Annotated in this window: 14 protein-coding genes; 2 read left to right on the top strand and 12 right to left on the bottom strand. The window is 69.9% G+C overall.

The genetic code is table 11. From position 1 onward, the window contains the following. Nucleotides 1–87: 87 nt before the first annotated feature. From VGD70_RS19950 to VGD70_RS20000, 11 genes are all read right to left on the bottom strand, one after another. Nucleotides 88–1,317 carry a hypothetical protein gene (locus tag VGD70_RS19950; RefSeq protein ID WP_331083458.1) on the bottom strand — a complete coding sequence of 410 codons (1,230 nt, stop codon included), beginning with the start codon at nt 1,315–1,317 and terminating at the stop codon, nt 88–90. Further along, nucleotides 1,317–2,339, bottom strand: coding sequence for a multicopper oxidase domain-containing protein (locus VGD70_RS19955; RefSeq protein WP_331083461.1), 1,023 nt, complete (start codon nt 2,337–2,339; stop codon nt 1,317–1,319). The genes VGD70_RS19950 and VGD70_RS19955 overlap by 1 nt, the downstream gene beginning before the upstream one ends. Then, the gene (locus VGD70_RS19960) at nt 2,336–2,548 is read right to left on the bottom strand and encodes a hypothetical protein (protein WP_331083463.1); all 213 of its coding nucleotides are present in this window, start codon (nt 2,546–2,548) and stop codon (nt 2,336–2,338) included. Before VGD70_RS19960 ends, VGD70_RS19955 begins: the two co-directional genes overlap by 4 nt. A gap of 199 nt (nt 2,549–2,747) precedes the next feature. Beyond that, entirely contained in the window at nt 2,748–4,397 is a 1,650-nt protein-coding gene (gene groL / locus VGD70_RS19965; protein WP_331083465.1) for a chaperonin GroEL, read from the bottom strand. A gap of 45 nt (nt 4,398–4,442) precedes the next feature. Beyond that, nucleotides 4,443–5,468, bottom strand: a complete 1,026-nt coding sequence (locus VGD70_RS19970; RefSeq protein ID WP_331083467.1) for an NAD(P)-dependent alcohol dehydrogenase — start codon at nt 5,466–5,468, stop codon at nt 4,443–4,445. Beyond that, on the bottom strand, nt 5,465–6,184 hold the full coding sequence (locus VGD70_RS19975) for an iron-sulfur cluster assembly protein (protein ID WP_331083469.1): 720 nt from the start codon (nt 6,182–6,184) through the stop codon (nt 5,465–5,467). Before VGD70_RS19975 ends, VGD70_RS19970 begins: the two co-directional genes overlap by 4 nt. Nucleotides 6,185–6,260: 76 nt before the next feature. After that, a complete protein-coding gene (locus VGD70_RS19980) occupies nt 6,261–7,304 on the bottom strand; it encodes an amidohydrolase family protein (protein ID WP_331083471.1) in 1,044 nt (347 codons plus the stop codon). Nucleotides 7,305–7,316: 12 nt separating this feature from the next. Then, complete coding sequence (gene mimD, locus VGD70_RS19985; protein WP_349257501.1) at nt 7,317–7,679, bottom strand: propane 2-monooxygenase effector subunit MimD; 363 nt, start codon at nt 7,677–7,679, stop codon at nt 7,317–7,319. Continuing rightward, on the bottom strand, nt 7,676–8,779 hold the full coding sequence (locus VGD70_RS19990) for an aromatic/alkene monooxygenase hydroxylase subunit beta (protein ID WP_331083473.1): 1,104 nt from the start codon (nt 8,777–8,779) through the stop codon (nt 7,676–7,678). Before VGD70_RS19990 ends, mimD begins: the two co-directional genes overlap by 4 nt. A 55-nt stretch (nt 8,780–8,834) precedes the next feature. Then, nucleotides 8,835–9,881 carry an FAD-binding oxidoreductase gene (locus VGD70_RS19995; protein ID WP_331083475.1) on the bottom strand — a complete coding sequence of 349 codons (1,047 nt, stop codon included), beginning with the start codon at nt 9,879–9,881 and terminating at the stop codon, nt 8,835–8,837. An 84-nt stretch (nt 9,882–9,965) separates the two neighbouring features. Further along, nucleotides 9,966–11,603 (bottom strand): methane monooxygenase, encoded by a 1,638-nt coding sequence (locus VGD70_RS20000; protein WP_331083477.1) that lies wholly within the window; start codon nt 11,601–11,603, stop codon nt 9,966–9,968. A 217-nt stretch (nt 11,604–11,820) separates the two neighbouring features. Between VGD70_RS20000 and VGD70_RS20005 the strand changes: the two genes are divergently transcribed. Both VGD70_RS20005 and VGD70_RS20010 read left to right on the top strand, forming a co-directional pair. Further along, entirely contained in the window at nt 11,821–13,620 is a 1,800-nt protein-coding gene (locus tag VGD70_RS20005; protein ID WP_331083478.1) for a sigma-54-dependent Fis family transcriptional regulator, read from the top strand. 217 nt (nt 13,621–13,837) lie between these two features. Further along, nucleotides 13,838–16,678 carry an MFS transporter gene (locus tag VGD70_RS20010; RefSeq protein ID WP_331083480.1) on the top strand — a complete coding sequence of 947 codons (2,841 nt, stop codon included), beginning with the start codon at nt 13,838–13,840 and terminating at the stop codon, nt 16,676–16,678. On the opposite strand, the gene VGD70_RS20015 is transcribed toward VGD70_RS20010, so the two are convergent. Then, nucleotides 16,675–17,184, bottom strand: coding sequence for a helix-turn-helix domain-containing protein (locus tag VGD70_RS20015; RefSeq protein WP_331083483.1), 510 nt, complete (start codon nt 17,182–17,184; stop codon nt 16,675–16,677). The two genes, VGD70_RS20010 and VGD70_RS20015, sit on opposite strands and share 4 nt — an antisense overlap. Nucleotides 17,185–17,470: the final 286 nt, after the last annotated feature.

A 17,470-nucleotide genomic window follows, 5' to 3' on the forward strand; every position in this document is an offset into this window, starting at 1 on the left:
GTGCTCAGCGCGGGACCTCGGCCTCGACCAGCCCGGGGCGGGCTGTCTTGGACGGATTTCACCTCGGCACGAACCGGGCCGCGAGGGTCAGGCCAGCAGACCCGTCACGTACATGAGGCCGACCGCGGCGGTGAAGCTCGCGGCGGCGAGCGGGCTCGGCTTGCGCACGACGAGCCTGCCGACCGCGAGCACGACCTGGGCGATGGCGCCGGCCGCGACGCCGAGGCCGAGCACGGCCCAGACGCCGCCGGAGGTGAGGCCGCCGAGCCAGAGCCCGGGGACGGCGGGGAGCCCCGCCGCGCCCGCGATCAGCAGGAGGGTCCACCGGTCGCGCGACGCCGGCCTGCCGGGAAGCGAGGCCTGCGGATCCCGCGCGAGTGGCGCGGCGATGGCCACCCCCTCGGTGAGGTTGTGTATCGCGAAGCCGATCACCAGCGCGGCGCCCAACGCGACCTCCCCGATCCGCATCGCGGTGCCGACCGCCAGCCCCTCCCCGAGGTTGTGCAACCCGATCCCGATCGCGATCACCCACGCCAGCCGCATACCCGACCCGCCACGGCTGCTACCCAGGGACGCCACGCCGGCGAAGATCGCCAGCGCGCCGAGCGCGCCGAGCGCGAACACGCCTATCCCGTTGAGGCCCGAGCCGAGGCCGGCGGCCAGGTTCAGGCCCTCGGCCGTCGAGTCGACCAGCAGGAAAGCCAGCAGGCCCAGGGTGAACGCCAGCACCGCGCCGGTCACCCGGGACGACGCCCGGCGCAGGAACGGCAGCCACAGCAGGCCCAGCGCCACCGGGAACGTCGCCATCGTCAGGCCGATCAGGGCCAGCATGCCCAGCGTCGCCGGCGCGGCGGTCGGGGTCAGCGACGGCGACCGGATCTCGTGCTGGATCACGGTGCCCGTGGAGGTCAGCACGGCCACCCGGACCGGGATCGCCGGCTGCCAGGGGTAGGGCACCGCGACCGTCGCCGAGGACAGGCGGCCCAGCGTGGGGGCCGACGTGGTGAACGGGCGGAACGCGTCGTCGACCATCACCTGGCCGATCGTCACCGGGAGCTGGCCGTCGTTGCGGACGTGCAGCTCGATCTCCCCCGGCGTGAGCGTCACGTCCTCGACCGCCAGCGAGTCGACCGGGACGCCGCCGCTCACCGTGTGGACCAGGTCGCCGAACAGCAGCACCCCCATCAGCACGCCGAGGCCGACGAGCGGCGCCAGCAGCAACGCGACCCGCGCCAGCCGGGAACGCGCGGGCCGGACCGGGCCGGGGCCGGTCGGCGGGTCGAGGGTGCGGGCGCTGCGCTGCCGGGCCTGGTACATCACGAGACCTCGAACATTCCCATCCAGCCCAGATCCGTGAACTCGGTCTGGTGCGCGTGGAACATGTACTGCCCCGGCTCCCGGTACCGGAACTCGATGACGTGCCGCTCCGCCTGCCCCATCGTCACGACGTCGGTGAACTCGCTGCGCACCAGCGAGGTGCCGGTGCGGAACAGGTCGAACATCGTGGCGTGCAGGTGGATCGAATTGACCGGGTCGAACTCGGTCACGTTCACCACGTAGGCCCGCACCAGCTCCCCGGCCCGCAGCTGGATCGGCGACGCCGCGTAGGCGAACGCCACCGTGTTCACCGCGTACACCTCGTTGGAGGCGTTGAAGTCCGTGTCGAACGCGTTGAGCACCATCACCAGCTCACGCGCCCGCGGCCGGCCGCCCCGCGGGTCGACGATGAACGTCCCGTACAGGCCGCGCGCGATGTGCATCCGCAGCGGCAGCGAGTGGCAGTGGTACAGGTGCAGGCCGAACGGGTCCGCGGTGAACTCGTAGGTCACCGACGAGCCCGGCGCCGCCTCCCGGGCGCCGGGCACGCCGTCCATCGCCGCCGGGTGGTAGCCGTGGAAATGCACCGAATGCATGTGCTCGGTGCGGTTCTCCAGCGTGATCCGCAGCAGGTCCCCCTCCACCGCGCGGATCGTCGGCCCCGGCACCCGCCCGTTGTACGCCCACGCCGGGTACACCACGCCCGGCGCCACCTCGATCTCCTTCTCCTCGGCGACCAGGTGGTAGGACCGCACGGTCCGGCCCGCGCGGTCCTTCGACACCACCCCCCAGTCGAACGACGTCAGCAGCTCCGTGGGATGAAAGCCGTTGCGCTTGTGGTCGACCTCCCCGACGGTCCCGATCATCCCCGGCATGCCGGGCATCCCCGGCATGCCCGGCATGTCGGGCGCGGAGTGGTCGTGCGGCTGGTCCCCCGACGCGCGGGCCGCCGCGCCACCGGCCACGACGAGTCCCGCACCCCCGACCGCGCCGAGGAAACCCCTGCGCCCCAACCCGGTCACGGCGCCCACGCCACCAGCGCGCCGCCGACGAGCGCCACCAGCGTGGAGACCACCAGCACGGCCGGCGCGTGCCGGTGCCACCAGCGCACCCGCGCGAGGACCGACGACGGCAGCAGGTCCCAGCTGACACACCGCACGGCGAGCAGGTACACCGCCATCGCGCACGCGCCGAGCACACCGAACCACGTCAGTGCAACGAGGACGGGCATCAGCTTTGTCCTCCTCTGTGGACAGACTCTGTGGACAGATCAGGTGGACGGACGAGATGGACGGACCCTGTGGACGGATGGACTGGACGGACCCGTGGGGCCGGTGGGCCAGCGTGGACCCGGGCGCCGCGACACACCCGGATCCACGGTCAGGCCGACCGCGCCAGCAGCTCGCGACGCGGCCGAAACCAGGGGGTGCTCAGTAGATGTTGGACGGGCGGACCATGCCCTCGGCGAGGTCCCCGAAGCCCGGCGCCATGATCGCGCCCGGGTTCCCCAGGATCTCCTCCACCACCAGCGTCTCCGTGGTGAGCAGCAGCGCCGCGATCGACGCCGCGCTCTGCAGGGCCGACCGGGTGACCTTCACCGGGTCGATCACGCCGCGAGCGAACATGTCCTCGTACGTCCCGGACATCGCGTCGAACCCGTGCCCGACCGGCGCGGCCGCCACCTGCGCGACCACCTCGTCGCCGTCGTAGCCCGCGTTCACCGCGATCCACCGCAGCGGCTCACCGAGCGCGCGGCGCACGATGTCGCGGCCCACGGCCGCGTCGCCCTCGAGGACGAGGTCGTCCACGGCGGCCTGCGCCTGCAGCAGCGCGGTGCCACCGCCGGCGACGATGCCCTCCTCGATCGCCGCGCGGCTGGCCGACAGCGAGTCCTCCACCCGGTGCTGGGTCTCCTTCAGCTCGACCCCGGTCGCCGCGCCGACGTGGATCACCGCGACGCTGCCGGACAGCCGCGCGATCCGCGCCTGCAGGTGGTCCTGGTCGTGCTCGTTCTCCGCCCGCTCCAGCTCGCGCTTGATCTGCTCGATGCGTGCCGACACCGCGGAGTCCGCGCCGGCCCCGCCGACCAGCGTGGTCGACGACTCGGTCACGGTGATCTTGCGGCACCGGCCCAGCTGCTCCAGGCGCACCGTCTCCAGCGACTGCCCCGCGTCCCCGGTGATGACCTGGCCGCCGGTGAACGTCGCGAGGTCGGTGAGCTCGGCGACCCGCCGGTGGCCGAACCCGGGCGCCCGCACGACGACCGACTTGAACGTGTCGTGCACGTTGTTGGCCACGAGCATGCCCAGCGCCGGCCCGTCGACCGTCTCGGCGATCACGACGAGCGGGCTGCCGGAGCGGGTGACCTGCTCCAGCACCGGCATCAGCTCCTGGACCCGGGTGATCTTCTCGTTGGTCATCAGGATGTACGGGTTCTCGAACACCGTCTCCATCCGGTCGGTGTCGGTCACCATGTACGGCGAGGTGTACCCGTGGTCGAACTCCACGCCGTCCACGAAGCTCACGTGCAGCCCGAACGACGGCGACTCCTCGACCGTCACCACGCCGCCGAGGCCCACCCGCTGCATCGCGGTCGCGATCGTCTCGCCGATCTCCGCGTCGTTGTTGGCCGACAGCATCGCCACGTGCGCCAGGTCCTCCTGGCCGTGCACCTGCCGGGCCCGCTCGGCGAGCACGCCCACCACCGCGGCGACCGCGCGCTGGATGCCGGTCTTGAGCAGCATCGGGTTGGCGCCGGCGTCGACGGCGGCGAGGCCCTCGCGGACCAGCGCCTGGGCGAGCACGGTGGCGGTCGTGGTGCCGTCCCCGGCCACCCCGTTGGTCTTCATCGCCACCTCCTTCACCAGCTGCGCGCCCATGTTGGCGAACGGGTCGCGCAGCTGGATCTCGCGGGCGATGGTGACGCCGTCGTTGGTGATCGTGGGCGGGCCGGTGAGCTTCTCGATGACCGCGTTGCGCCCCTTGGGGCCCAGCGTCACCTTGACCGCGTCGGCGAGCGCGTTCACCCCGCTCTCGAGCAGCTGACGCGCTTCGACGTTGAACCGCAGATCCTTAGCCATGTCAGGATTCCTTCGTTGTCGCGGAGTCGCGGATTGGTCGAGTGATCAGGGCACGAGAATCGCCCGGCCGCGGACGTGGCCGCGGTCGAGGTCCTCCAGCGCCTTGGCGTAGTCGGCCAGCGGGTAGGTGCTCGTGTGCAGGGTGACCTTGCCCTGCGCGGCCAGCACCATCAGCTCGGCCAGGTCGTTGTAGGAGCCGACGAGGTTGCCGATGAAGTTGATCTCCGTGGAGATCACGTCGATGGTCGGCACGACGAGGTTGCCGCCGTAGCCGACCACGTAGTAGTTGCCGGCCCGGCGCAGCACGGCGATGCCGTCCTCCACCGCGCCGCCCTCGCCCACGAAGTCGACGACCGCCTCGGCACCCTCGCCGCCGGTGAGCTCGAGCACCGCGTCGACGTGGTCGCCGTCGGCCGGGACCGTGTACTCGGCGCCGAGCTCCTTCGCGAGCGCGAGCGCCGCCTTCGACCGGTCGATGACGATCAGCTGCGCGGGGGTGAGCGCCTTGAGCGCCTGGATGCCGATGTGGCCCAGGCCGCCGGCGCCGATGACGACGACCTTCTCCCCCGGCCGCAACACCTTCGCCGCCTTGCGGGCCGCGTGGTAGGCGGTGAGGCCGGCGTCGGCGAGCGCCGCGACGTCCGCGGGCGCCAGCTTCGGGTCGAGCTTGACGACCGCGCGGGCGTTGGTGCGCAACAGGTCCGCGTAGCCGCCGTCGGAGTCGATGCCGGGGAACGCCGAGTTGACGCAGTGCACGTCGTCGCCGTCGCGGCACGCCCGGCACAGCCCGCACGTGGCGAGCGGGTGCAGGATCACCGGGTCGCCGACCGACACGTTGGACACCGCGGAGCCGACCGCGTGGACCCAGCCCGCGTTCTCGTGGCCGAGCGTGTAGGGCAGCTCCACCCCGGACTTCTCCTCCCACTGACCCTCGATGATGTGCAGGTCGGTGCGGCACACGCCGGCGCCGCCGATCCGCACGATCACGTCCAGCGGCGACTCGATCGCCGGCTCGGCCACGTCGACGAGCTCTGGGGTGGTGTCGTACTTGTTGAGCCGTACCGCTCTCATGACCGCTCCTCGCGGGGTTCCTCGTCGACCTCGGGGTACCGGGTGCGCAGCAGCCCGCGGCAGAACGCGGCGTTGCCGTCGACGCTGACCCGCACGGCCTTCGCGAACCGCAGCCGGCCGGCGACGGTCTCCGGCTCGACCGGGTTGCCGTCGTCGTCGGTGAACAGGTGCGAGGTGTCGTCGGTCGGCATGCCCAGCTCGTCGCGCCGGCGGACCAGACTCGCCCGCTCCGGCGAGTCCGGCAGGTCCCCGAGCTGCACGTGCGCCAGCTCGTCGACCCGCCAGCCACTCTCGATCAGCTTGCGGCAGGCCCGTTCCAGGCAGGCCAGGTGCGCCTTGCGCTGGAACGTCCGGCGGAGCTCGGTGAGCTCGCCGGTGGCCTGCGCCGGGAAGGCGCCGGCGAAACCGGCGCCCTCCGCGACCCCACCGTTGATCTCCTCGGCGGCGAAGTGGTCGGCCAGCTGGACGTCCACCTCGGACACACCGGGGATGGCGCGCACGGCGTCGTGCGCGTCCGCGACCATCAGGTAGGCGAAGTTGGGTGCGCAGAAGTAGGTCGGCAGCCGGAGCCGGACCCGCACGCACGAGCCGTCCACCTCCGCCGAGGTGACGAACCCGAGCTCCGTCACCGGCTGGTCGAGCTCGGGATCGCGCACCGTGCCCAACGCCGCCCACACCTGCGTGCCCAACTCGGCCCGCTCATCGACAGCCGTCATGCTGTAACACCTGCCTCGCTTCGCCCGGCGTTGACGGCATTCCGGTGCCCGGGCCTGGCAACGTGGTCGTTCGAGGTCATGCCCGGGCTCCCGCCGGGGACACCGGCTCCGACCCCACCGCCTCGCCGCCGTTCGAGGTCGCCGTCACCTCGGCGGGCACCTCGAGGTCGTAGAGCTTGGCGGCGTTGAGCCCGAGGATCTTCTTCTTGGCGTCGGTGGTGAGCGTGCCGTACTCGGACTGCATGTCCTCCGGGATCTGGAAGTCCACGAACCTCTCCACCAGCCACTTGGGCTGCCAGATCGCGTAGTCGCTCGCGAACGTGATCCGGTCCTCGCCGATCCAGTACAGCAGCTCGCCGATGACCTGTGCGAAGTAGCGCGGCCTCGAGTGGATGAACGGCATGACCACGGCCAGCCCGCCGTAGACGTTGGGCTCCTGCGTCGCGATCCAGCAGAAGTCCTCGAGCCGGGGCAGGCCGACGTGCTCGATGACGAACGTGAGGTTCGGGAACGCGGTCGCCACCTCGTCCACGTCGGCCACGTCGAACGCGTCCCGGTTCAGCGGGTAGATCGTCGGGCCCTTGTGGATGTGGATGTTCTTGATGCCGAGCTGCTCACACTTCTCGAGGTAGCGGTAGGACCACGGGTCGGTGAGCTTCCAGCCCTTCGAGTCGCCCTTCCACTCGGCCGTGTAGAGCTTGACGCCACGCAGGTTCCACCGCTCGGCGAGCTGCTCGAGCTTGTCCAGGCCGGCCTCGCCGTCGCGCGGGTCCCACGCGCCGTTGACGATGAACTTGCCCGGGTTGCGCTCGGCGACCGCCCCGTCCTGCTCGGTGGTGTTGAACCCGTTGACGTAGAAGTCACTCAGGTACGTCGGCTGGAAGATCGCCTTGTCGACGTAGCCCACCTCGAACAGGTCGTGCAGCAGGTCGCGCTCGGAGTACTTCGAGAACTTCTCCAGCGACCACACCCACTCCTCGGGCGAGAGGTTGCGGTGGTAGTCGTAGAAGCACTCGATGAAGCCCTTGCCGTAGCGGTTGGCCTGGTTGGCCGGACTGCCGTCCCAGAAGTGGGTGTGGCTGTCCACGATGAAGTAGTGCTCCCCGTCCTTTGTGTACATGTCGACTGTCCTCTAGTTGACGGGCTTGAGGTCGAAGTCGATGTACTCGGCGGCGTCCTCGGGGTTGGCGAACAGGATCGTCTCGTCGTCGAGGTGCACCATCCGCCCGTAGTGGGTGGACATGATCTCCTCGAAGTCGGGCTGGGAGAACTCGAAGCCGATCGCCTCGGAGATCTCGTCCCAGTTGAAGACCACCTTGTTCTCGCCGTCGACGCGGATCATCGACGGGAACTCCCGCACCGTCACCCCCGGCTTGCCGCGCATGATCTCGGCGACCACGTAGCCGTTCTGGTTGTTCATCAGGGTGACCCCGCACATGTTCGACGAGGTGCGGTTGACGTCGAACTTGCCGGCGGCCTTGGCGGTGGCGGTCACTTCTGCAGCTCCTTTGGTTCGGACAGACCGAGCTCGCCGAGCAGCGTCGAGAAGCTGCTGCGCGCGGCGGTCCATGAGTCGGCGAACGAGACGACCTTCTCCGCGGGCTGCGACCAGATCGGCTGCAGCTCCTGGGCGGCCCTGACGCTGACCGGCACCCACCGGTCCAGCCAGCCCTGCAGGGTGGCCTTGTTGTGGTCGGCGTTGGTCGGGTCCGAGGTGAGCATCTTGAACAGCGCCCTGCTGTAGCCGAGGTCGCGGTTGTAGTCGTGCTCGCCGGCGCCGACCAGCGTCGGGGTCACGTAGTCGCCGTTGCGCGCGGAGATCTGCATGACGAGGTGGCTGCGGAACAGCACGCCGACGAGCTGCTCGAACACGATGTTCGCGGCGAACAGGGACTCGGCCCAGTCACCGATCGCGGTGAGCTGCTCGACGTTCTCCCGCACCGGCTGCCACACCGGGTCGGACTGCCACACCTTGCGGTGCACCGTCCCGTCGAACTCGATGTGGGACTCGGACAGGTCCAGGTTGTAGAGCGCGAGGTCCTGGGCGAAGCGCAGCTTGTGCACGCAGTTCACGGCGATCGCGTTGTTGATCATGTTGGTGGGAGCGGAGCGCTGCTCGGAGAGGAACACGTGCATCCCGAGGCCGTGCTCGGCGTGCATCCAGGCGCCGATGTGCTGCTCGATGAACCGCACCCAGCCCGGTGCCCACGCGGCGTAGGCGTTGGCGTTCTTCGCGTTCTCCAGGTTGCGCTGGATCTGGCGGACCGTGTTGGCGTTGTTGCGGTAGATCGTCTGTTCCCATTCCCCGTTCGGGTCGAGGAACTTGTGCCAGTCGTCGGACTTGAGCTCGGTCCACTCCTTGGGGTAGCCGCCGGGGCCGTCCGCGAAGCCGTAGATCCAGCCCTGGGTCAGGTGCCGGTCGGGATCGGGCTGGACGTCCATCGTGACGTCCTCGTACATCGTCGCGCGCAGCTTCTGCGGCTTGAAGTAGTTGTAGCTACGGCTCTTGGAGCCGGGGAACTCCAGCAGACCGGCCTCCGCCCCGGTGAACTCGGGCTTGGGGAAGCTTCGCCCGACCGTTTCTGCACTGGCCATGAAGCACACCTCTTCCGTACTTCGTTGTCATCTGAGGGGATGGGTGACGGGGCGGCTATTCGGCCGCGGCGGTGATGGTGAACTTGTCGTAGAAGATCTGGCTCTCCGGCACTCCCATGGCGGCGAGCAGCGGCATCGCGGCGTCGATCATCGGCGGCGGCCCGCACAGGTAGACGTCGCACTCGGCGAGGTCGGACTCGCGCCTCTCGAGCACCGCTGTGACGAGGCCCGTCTCGCCGCGGCCGTCCTCGGCCCAGTTGTCCGGCCAGGTCTCCGACAGGCACGGCATGAAGCTGAACTTGGGCAGCTTCTCGGCGATGCCGGCCATCTCCTCGAGCAGCAGGAGGTCCTTCTCGGTGCGGGCGCCGTAGTAGTAGACGGCCTCCCGCTCGTTGCCGCTCTCCACCATCTGCCGCAGCAACGACAGGATCGGCGCCATCCCGGCACCCCCGCCGACGAACACGAGCCGCCGGTCGGAGCTGACCCGCAGCGTGAACGCGCCGTAGGGCCCGGTCACGTCCAGCGGATCACCCGGCTGCAGCGAGTCCTCGAGCAGGCCCGAGAACTTCCCGCCGGGGTAGCGCTTGATGATGAAGTCGAGCACCCCGTCGGTCGCGGACACGTTGGCCATCGAGAACGACCGGTGCTCCTCGCTGCCGGGGATCGTGATGTCCACGTACTGGCCGGGGTGGAAGCGCAGCCCGCCCGACTCGACGAGCCGCAGCCGCAGCAGCGAGATGTCGTGGGTGAGCTCGGTGATCAACACGGTCTCGGTGCGCGCGGTGACCACCGGCAGCCCCGAGCGGATCATGTCCTCGTCGTAGTTGATGAGCTCGACCTCGAGGTCGCTGTACGCGTGGGAGCGGCACAGCAGGACGTAACCCTCCTCACTCTCGTAGTCGGCAAGCGCGAAGGTCGAGTAACGGGCCATCTGCAGGTCGCCGTCGAGCAGGAACGACTTGCACGCCGAGCACTGCCCCTCCTTGCAGCCGTGCATCAGCATCACGCCCTGCCGGAAGGCGGCGTTCAGCACCGTCTCGTCCTCGTCGACCTCGATGTCGATGCCGACCGGTTCGAACCGGACCTTGTGGGTCTCGCCCATGGGGCAACTCCTGGCATGTGGGATCCCGCCGCGCCGCGCTATGGCGGGTTCGCGACGCGGCGGGTGGAGGAAGGGCGGGCCGGCTCAGGCCGGAGTGACGTTCGGGTTCGCCTTGTAGGCGGCGATGTGCGCCTCCCGCTCGGCGTCGGACATCTTGTTCAACGCGATGTTCGGGCTGCCGAAGGGGATGCCCCGCACGTCGGCGAGCTTCCACAGCTTCTTCTCGTCGTCGAGCTCGAGATGTGGTTGCGGGACAAGGGTCTTCCCGTCGTCGCGGACGTAGCCCAGATCGGAGATCACGTCCGCGAGGTCCCAGCCGTCGTACAGCGTCTCCCACTCACGCTTTCCGGTCAGCCGGCCCATGTTCGGGGTCGGGGTGCCGTCGTACTCCGGACGGAACGCCGTCTTGTCGGTCCACGCGCAGGTCTCCGAGCAGTAGGTGCGCCACTGGCCGTCGACCTTGTCGGTCACCATGTCCTCGCGGATGAGGCACGGCACCATGCAGCTCCAGCACCGGTGCGGGTACTCGTAGCCGACGTCCTCGAACGCGATCGGCTTGTGCCCGTTGGGCTTCGACAGGCGGGCGTAGGCCTCCCACCACTTGCCGAACTGGTTGTACCAACCCGGGTACTTCTCCTCGAACCACTCGAAGTCCGTGTCGGTCATCGGGTCGATGCGCCAGTAGTTGACCGGCCAGCCGGTGGAGAAGAACTGCGCCACGCGGTGGACGTAGAACTTGTTGTAGATCCGGTTCCACGCCTCCTCGACCAGGTCGTGCGGGATGACCAGGCCGTACTTCTCCAGCGGCATCAGGTAGCTGCGGTAGTAGTCGTCGTAGATCCAGCGGCGCCACATCTCCGCGTAGCTGTCGCGGTCCTTGCGCCGGTCCTTGGTGCCGTACTCGATGAACGTGCCGATCGCGGCGTCGACCACGGCGTGGTTGTTCCACCACGCGTAGCGCAGGTCGCGCTCGAGGAGCTTGCGGTTGTCCTCGTCGGCCAGGGCCATCAGCAGGATCGAGTAGCCGTTGCTGATGTGCCGGGACTCGTCGGACTGCACCGAGTGGAACACCGTCGGCAGCAGGTAGTCGCCGTTGGCCGCGGCCTCGGACGGCATCGCCACGAACAGCGTGTTGGTGAACGCCGTCTCGGCGACCACGGTCAGGTACACGTTCGCCGCCGTGATGGCGTCGCCGGTGATGAAGCCCTCGCCGAACTGGCGGCCGATGGTGCCGCAGTAGCTGTTCGAGAAGGCCTTCTCGGTGATGTCGAACCCGGCCGGGTCGATGTAGTGGTTCATGTACAGGCGTTTGAGGTTCATCTGGATCGTCGAGTGCCGCACCTCGTCGATCATCTGCACCGCGAGTCCGTTGTGGACCTCGGGGTTCGGCACCGCGTCGATCGCCATGGGCATCGCCCTGGCCGCGGAGATCTCCGGGAACGGGATGATGGACAGGAACAGCTTCTGCCACTCCATCCACCGCTCCTGCACCTGGCGGAACATGTTGCCGCGAATCGCGCCGTCCATGGCCCCGAAGACCCGGTTGTCCTTCTCCTCCTCCATCGGGAAGTAGGAGCGCAGGATCTGCTTGAGCGGGTCCTTCTTGGGAGCCTTGTCGAACTTGTAGTCGGTGCCGAACCGCTTCGCGGGAGTCGCGAAGGTGGGCTCCCAGGACAGCTCGGTGATCTTCTTGTGCGCCTTGCTCAGACTTTGTCGGCTCACGCCTTGCCTCCTGTGCTGGGCCGTCACCGAGCGGCGTCGCGGTCGGCCCGCTCGTGGGCCACCGTCCCGGTGCTAGGAATCACACAGCGCAATCAAGGTTCCGCCGGTCTCAATATGAGACAATCCAAGGGACCTCTTTGCTCGTACGCTGCGTAACATGTCAGCAACGTCGCTGAGCGCGTTGCGACCAGGCGCGAGCGAGCGAGGAGATGGTTCGTTGACGAACTCCGATGCTCCACGCCCGGTCGAGCCGCACGACGCACTCGCCCTGGCGCGGGAGCGTTTTCTCACGTCCGAGTCCGCCGAGTCCACCGAGTCCACGCAAGGTGGCGGGGTCCGGCAGAGCATCTTCGCGTCCTGGTGGCGTTCGCGCACCTGGAAGGTGGCCGCGGACCACATCGAGCTGTCCTACGTCAAGGACCCCAACCTCGAGACACCGCTCGCGCACAGCGCGGCACCGGTGCTCACCCGCCTCTCCGAGCAGCTCTCCGGCACCGCCGTCAGCATCATCTTGACCGATGCGGACGGCGTCGTGCTGGACCGGCGTACCGGCGACGGCCAGCTCGAACAGCACCTGGACCGGGTGCAGCTCGCCCCCGGGTTCTCCTACGCCGAGCAGTTCGTCGGCACCAACGGCATCGGCACCGCACTCGAGGGCGGGCAGGCCGCGGACGTGTTCGGCCACGAGCACTACGCCGAGGGCCTCGACGAGTTCGGCTGCGCCGGCGTCCCGGTCCGCCACCCCATCTCCGGCCAGCTGCTCGGCGTCCTGGACCTGACCTGCTGGTCCAAGGACGCGAGCCCGCTGCTGATGGCGCTCGCCCGGACCACCGCGGGACACATCGAGCGGGAGCTGACCGCCACCAGCGGCCGGCGCGAGCTCGCGTTGTTCCAGGAGTACCTGCGGGCCTGCCGGCACAGCAACGGGATCGTGTTCGCGCTGAACAACGATGTCGTGATGATGAACGACTACGCCCGCCAGGTCCTCTCGCCGCAGGACCAGGCGATGCTGCTGGCCACCGCCGCCGAGGCCATGCACGGCAGCAAGCGCGCCATCCTCGACGTGGACATGCCCAGCGGCGCCAAGGCCCGGTTGTACTGCGCCCCGGTGCTCACCGAGTCCGGCCCCACCGGCGGCGTCGTGCGCGTGCGGATGGTCGAGCCGTCGGACGCGTTCGCGCCGGCCAAGCCGTTCACCCACCCGCTGCTGCCGGGCATCGTCGGCTCAGGCCCGCTGTGGCAGCGTGCCTGCGACGAGATGTGCGCGCTGCACCAGAACGGCGAGTGGGCCACCGTGCACGGTGAGGCGGGCAGCGGCAAGCTCGCGCTGCTGCGGGCCGTGCACCGCCGCTACCACCCGGCCGGCCGGTTCCACGTGCTCGACGCCGCCGACGACGGCTTCCTGCCCGCCGTCGACCAGGAGCTCGCATCCGGCGAGGGCACGCTGGTGCTGCAGCACATCGACGCGCTCGCCACGGGCGCGCGGCGCGAGCTCGGCACGGTCCTCGCGCTGCGCCGCTCGCGCGGGACCAGGTGGTGGGTCGTCGCCACGCACGGCCCGCTCGGCGCCAACCACGGCCTGGACGGCGTGCTGCGCCACTTCGCCAGCTCGATCGAGGTGCCGCCGCTGCGCCACCACATCGAGGACATCCGCGAGCTCGTGCCGTTCCTGCTGGTCAAGCTGGCGTCGGGGGCCACGTTGAGCTGCTCGACGGCGGCCATGCGGCTGCTGATGCGGGCGAAGTGGCCTGGCAACGTGGCCCAGCTGCGCGAGGTGCTGCGCCGGGTGACCATGCACCGGCGGGTCGGCGTGATCGAGCCCGGCGACCTGCCGCCCGAGCTGCAGACCATCACCGGCCGGGTGCTCAACCCGCTGGAGTCGATCGAGCGGGACGCGATCGTGCGGAGCCTCCTCGACGCGGACGGCAACAAGAAGGAGGCGGCGCGGGCCCTCGGCATGTCCCGCGCCACCATCTATCGCAAGATCCGCGGGTACGGCATCGACATCCCCCAGTGAGCAGCCGATTTCCTTGCTGCGTGGAGCAAAACAGTGGCGCAGGTGGTTCTGACCGACGCCCGGAGTACCCCCCGCGGGACCCCCGCCACTACGCTTGGTCATCCCGTTGGGCTATTTGGGTAGACAAGCGCTACGGCCGTGATCTGCTGCTGGCGTGGTTCTAATGTCAGATCCACAGGCCGTGCGGGACACGGCCTGTTGGTGTTAGGAGCGGGCGATGGGGCGTCGGGCTGGGTTTCGCGAGGTGCTCGCTGTACGCGAGTTCCGCGCGCTCTGGGCCGCTGAGCTGCTGTCCGTCTCCGGTGACCAGCTCGCGCGGGTCGGCCTCGCCGTCCTCGTCTACGCCAGGACCTCCTCCGCGAGCCTCACCGCGCTGACCTACGCCCTGACCTTCCTTCCCGCGCTGCTCGGCGGCGTGCTGCTCGGCGGGCTCGCCGACCGCTTCCCGCGCCGCGAGCTGATGGTGGTCGTCGACGTGCTGCGGGCCGGGGTCGCCGGGCTGATGGCGATCCCGTCGCTGCCGATGCCGGTCCTGCTCGTGCTGGTGTTCGTGCTGACGCTCGGCGGCGCGCCGTTCAAGGCCGCGCAGCAGGCGCTGCTGCCCACGATCCTGTCCGGCGACCGGTACGTCGCCGGGCTCGCGCTGCGCACGGTCACCAACCAGACGGCACAGGTCGCGGGTTTCCTCGGCGGCGGCGCGCTGCTCGCGGTCGTCGACCCACACCTCGCGCTCGGCCTGAACGCCGTCACGTTCCTCGTCGGGGCCGCGGTGCTGCTCGCCGGCGTCACCCACCGGCCGGCCGCCAACGGCACGCACGCGATGCGGTCCACCGGCGCCGCCCGGCTGATCTGGCGCGACCCGCGGCTGCGCGGGCTGGTCGCGCTGTCGTGGCTCGTGGGGCTGTTCATCATTCCCGAGGGCCTGGCCGCGCCCTACGCCGCGGGGCTCGGCGTGAGCGCCGCCGCGGTCGGCCTGCTGATGGCGGCCGACCCGGTCGGCAGCATCGTCGGCGCGTGGCTGGTCTCCCGGATCCCGCCCCACCGGCGGGCGACGGCGACCACGACGTTCGCGGTCGCCGCCGGCGTACCGCTCGTGCTGTGCCTGTTCGGGCCGCCGCTCGGCGTGGTGGTGCTGCTGTGGGCGATCTCGGGCGCGTGCACGACGGGCTACCTGGTGCTCGCCCAGGCGTCGTTCGTCCTGGGCGTTCCCGACCACCACCGGGGCGCCGCGTCCGGGCTGGCCGGCGCCGGGGTGCTGTCCTCGCAGGGGGTCGCGGTCCTCGGTGCAGGTGTGCTCGCCGACGTGACCAGTCCGGTGTTCGCGGTCGCCACCGGCGGTGCGGCCGGCGTGTTGCTCACCGGTGTGGTTGGTGCGTCGTGGCTTCGCGCCCGATCCCGCCAGGTGCGCTCACCCGCACGGTCGGGCGGACGCGAAGACGACGACGTCGATCACGATGATCCGCTCACCAGTCCTTGTTCGACATTGTGGGTTCCTCCTCCCATGGGGATAGCCGCCGAGCACGGCATCGGGGATGCTGGTCGTTTTGGCGAGCTCACCAGTCCTTGTTCATCACTGGCACCTCCTCCCAACGGGCTTGCCGCAGAGCACGACAACGGGAGTGCGAAACGAGTGGAAAAGCTCACCAGTCCTTGTTCGTCATCACTGGCACCTCCTCCCAACGGGGTTGCCGCCGAGCACGGCCATATGGGTGCTGATCAGGTGATTTTCGCCCGATCGGCGCAACCAGCATCCCTTTCCGGTGATCAGCGGTCCAGGGCGCCGTCACGCTGGGCGCTGTGGCGAGAACCCGGCCGGGTGCTCGCCCTCATCCTCGTGACGGAGGCCGCGGCCGTCGCGGTGACGACGCTCCTGGGGTGGCGCGGCGAGATCCGGCCGGCCGATCTGGCCGTGCTCGGCATCATCATCGGCCTGGGTCTCGCGATGGGCGAGGCGACTCGGCACGTCGAGCGGGTGCGCCGGCGGTTCAACGACACCCCGCACGTGAACCTCACCTCGGTGTGGACCTTCTCGGCCGCGCTCGTCCTGCCGCCGGTGCTGACGCCGGCCGTCGTCGCGGCGCTGTACCTGCACCTGTTCTGGCGGAGCTGGTACCGGGTCCGCGGCGTGCACGCCTACCGGCTGGTGTTCACCGCGTCGACGGTCGTGCTGGCCGCGCACACCGCGTGGCTCATCCGCCATCTGATCGTGCCGGCCGACCAGTGGGACCGCCCGCTGATGGTGTTCGCGGTCGCCCTGGCCGTGCTCGCGTACTCGGCGGTGAACTCGGGCCTGGTGGCGCTCGCGATCACGCTGCACGAGCGGCGGCTGGACCTGCGGCGGGCGCTGGGCACCGGCAAGGAGAACGCGCTCGAGTACGGGACGCTGGGCCTCGGCGCGATCACCGCGCTGCTGATCTCGTTCAACCCCGCCTGGGCGCTGATGATCGTGCCGGCGCTGCTCGTGCTGCACCGCAGCGTGCTGATGCGCCAGCTCGAGGAGGCGGCCTCGACCGACCAGAAGACGGGCCTGGCGAACGCGACGGCGTGGACCAACCTGGCGTCGGCCGAGATCCTGCGGGCCGCGCGGGACCAGGTGCAGATCGGCGTGCTGATGGTCGACCTGGACCACTTCAAGGCGGTGAACGACGTGCACGGCCACCTGGTCGGCGACCGGGTCCTGCAGGCGGTGGCGGACACGCTCACCGCGTCCGCCCGGCGCTACGACGTGGTCGGCCGGTGGGGTGGCGAGGAGTTCGTGGTCCTGTGCCCCGAGGTGTCCGCGGACGCGCTGCGCCAGATCGGCGAGCGGATCTGCGAGCGGGTGCGCCAGCTGCGGGTCCCGGTCTCGGAGGCCGGCGGCGGCGAGGTGGTCGACGGGTTGAGCGTCTCCGTCGGGGTCGCCGTGTACCCGGAGTTCGGCCCCGAGCTGCAGGACGTCCTGCTGGCCGCCGACGACGCCCTGTTCGTCGCGAAGGACTCCGGCCGCAACCAGGTCCAGACGATCATCGCCGCGATCGGCGACCTGGCCGGTCCGCGCAGCCCCAGCAAGGGTTCCTAGCCGCCGTTGACGGTCCCGTCGCGCGTGACCGCCTCGTCCCGCTTCACGGTCTCGTCCCGCTTCCCGGTCCCCTCGGGCTTGCCGGGCTCCTCGGCCTTGCCGGGCTCCTCGGGCTTGGCCGCGAGGTAGGCGGCGCGGGCCCGGCTCAGCTCGCCGCGGTGGTCCTCGGCCCACTTGGCCAGCGGGAGCAGCGCGCGGAGCAGCGAGCGGCCCATCGGGGTGAGCTGGTACCAGGTGGAGCCGAACCGGCTGGGGCGGTCGATCTTGATGACGAGGCCGTCGCGCTGCATGCGGTGGAGGGTGTCGGTGAGGACCTTCTGTCTCAGCGGCCGCTCGTGGGTCACCCAGCCGAGCCGCTCCTCGGTCCGGTTGATGTGCTCGAGCAGTTTCGAGTACGTCATGGGACGCGCGGTCAGCGATGCCAGCACCGCGGTCACCCACTGACCGGACAGCGCCCCCATCGCCTCGTGGATGCCATGCCGGTACGGCAGGCTCTCCTCACTCACGTCATTCCCTCGCAGGCTCGGTGATGCCACTCGCGGGCGCCCAGTGTCGATGAATCGGTCGCAAGCTCGGCCATCCGCCACCCCCCGACGCTCCGCCGCGAACTACAAGTGTGCCCGATCGGCGACGTTCCGTGTTCGGTTGGGAGCCGTGAAACTCGTTACTCCATCCGAGTGAATGAACCTGGGGAATACCAGGTCGCCGATCGCATACCCCGGGGTTGCCCGGCTACGCACCTTGCAGTGCGTCGAGGGTTCCGGTGTACGAACAACGAGCCGCGGCGGTTTG

The sequence above is a fragment of the Actinophytocola sp. genome (genome assembly GCF_036402745.1).
In the GTDB taxonomy this organism is placed as follows: domain Bacteria; phylum Actinomycetota; class Actinomycetes; order Mycobacteriales; family Pseudonocardiaceae; genus Actinophytocola.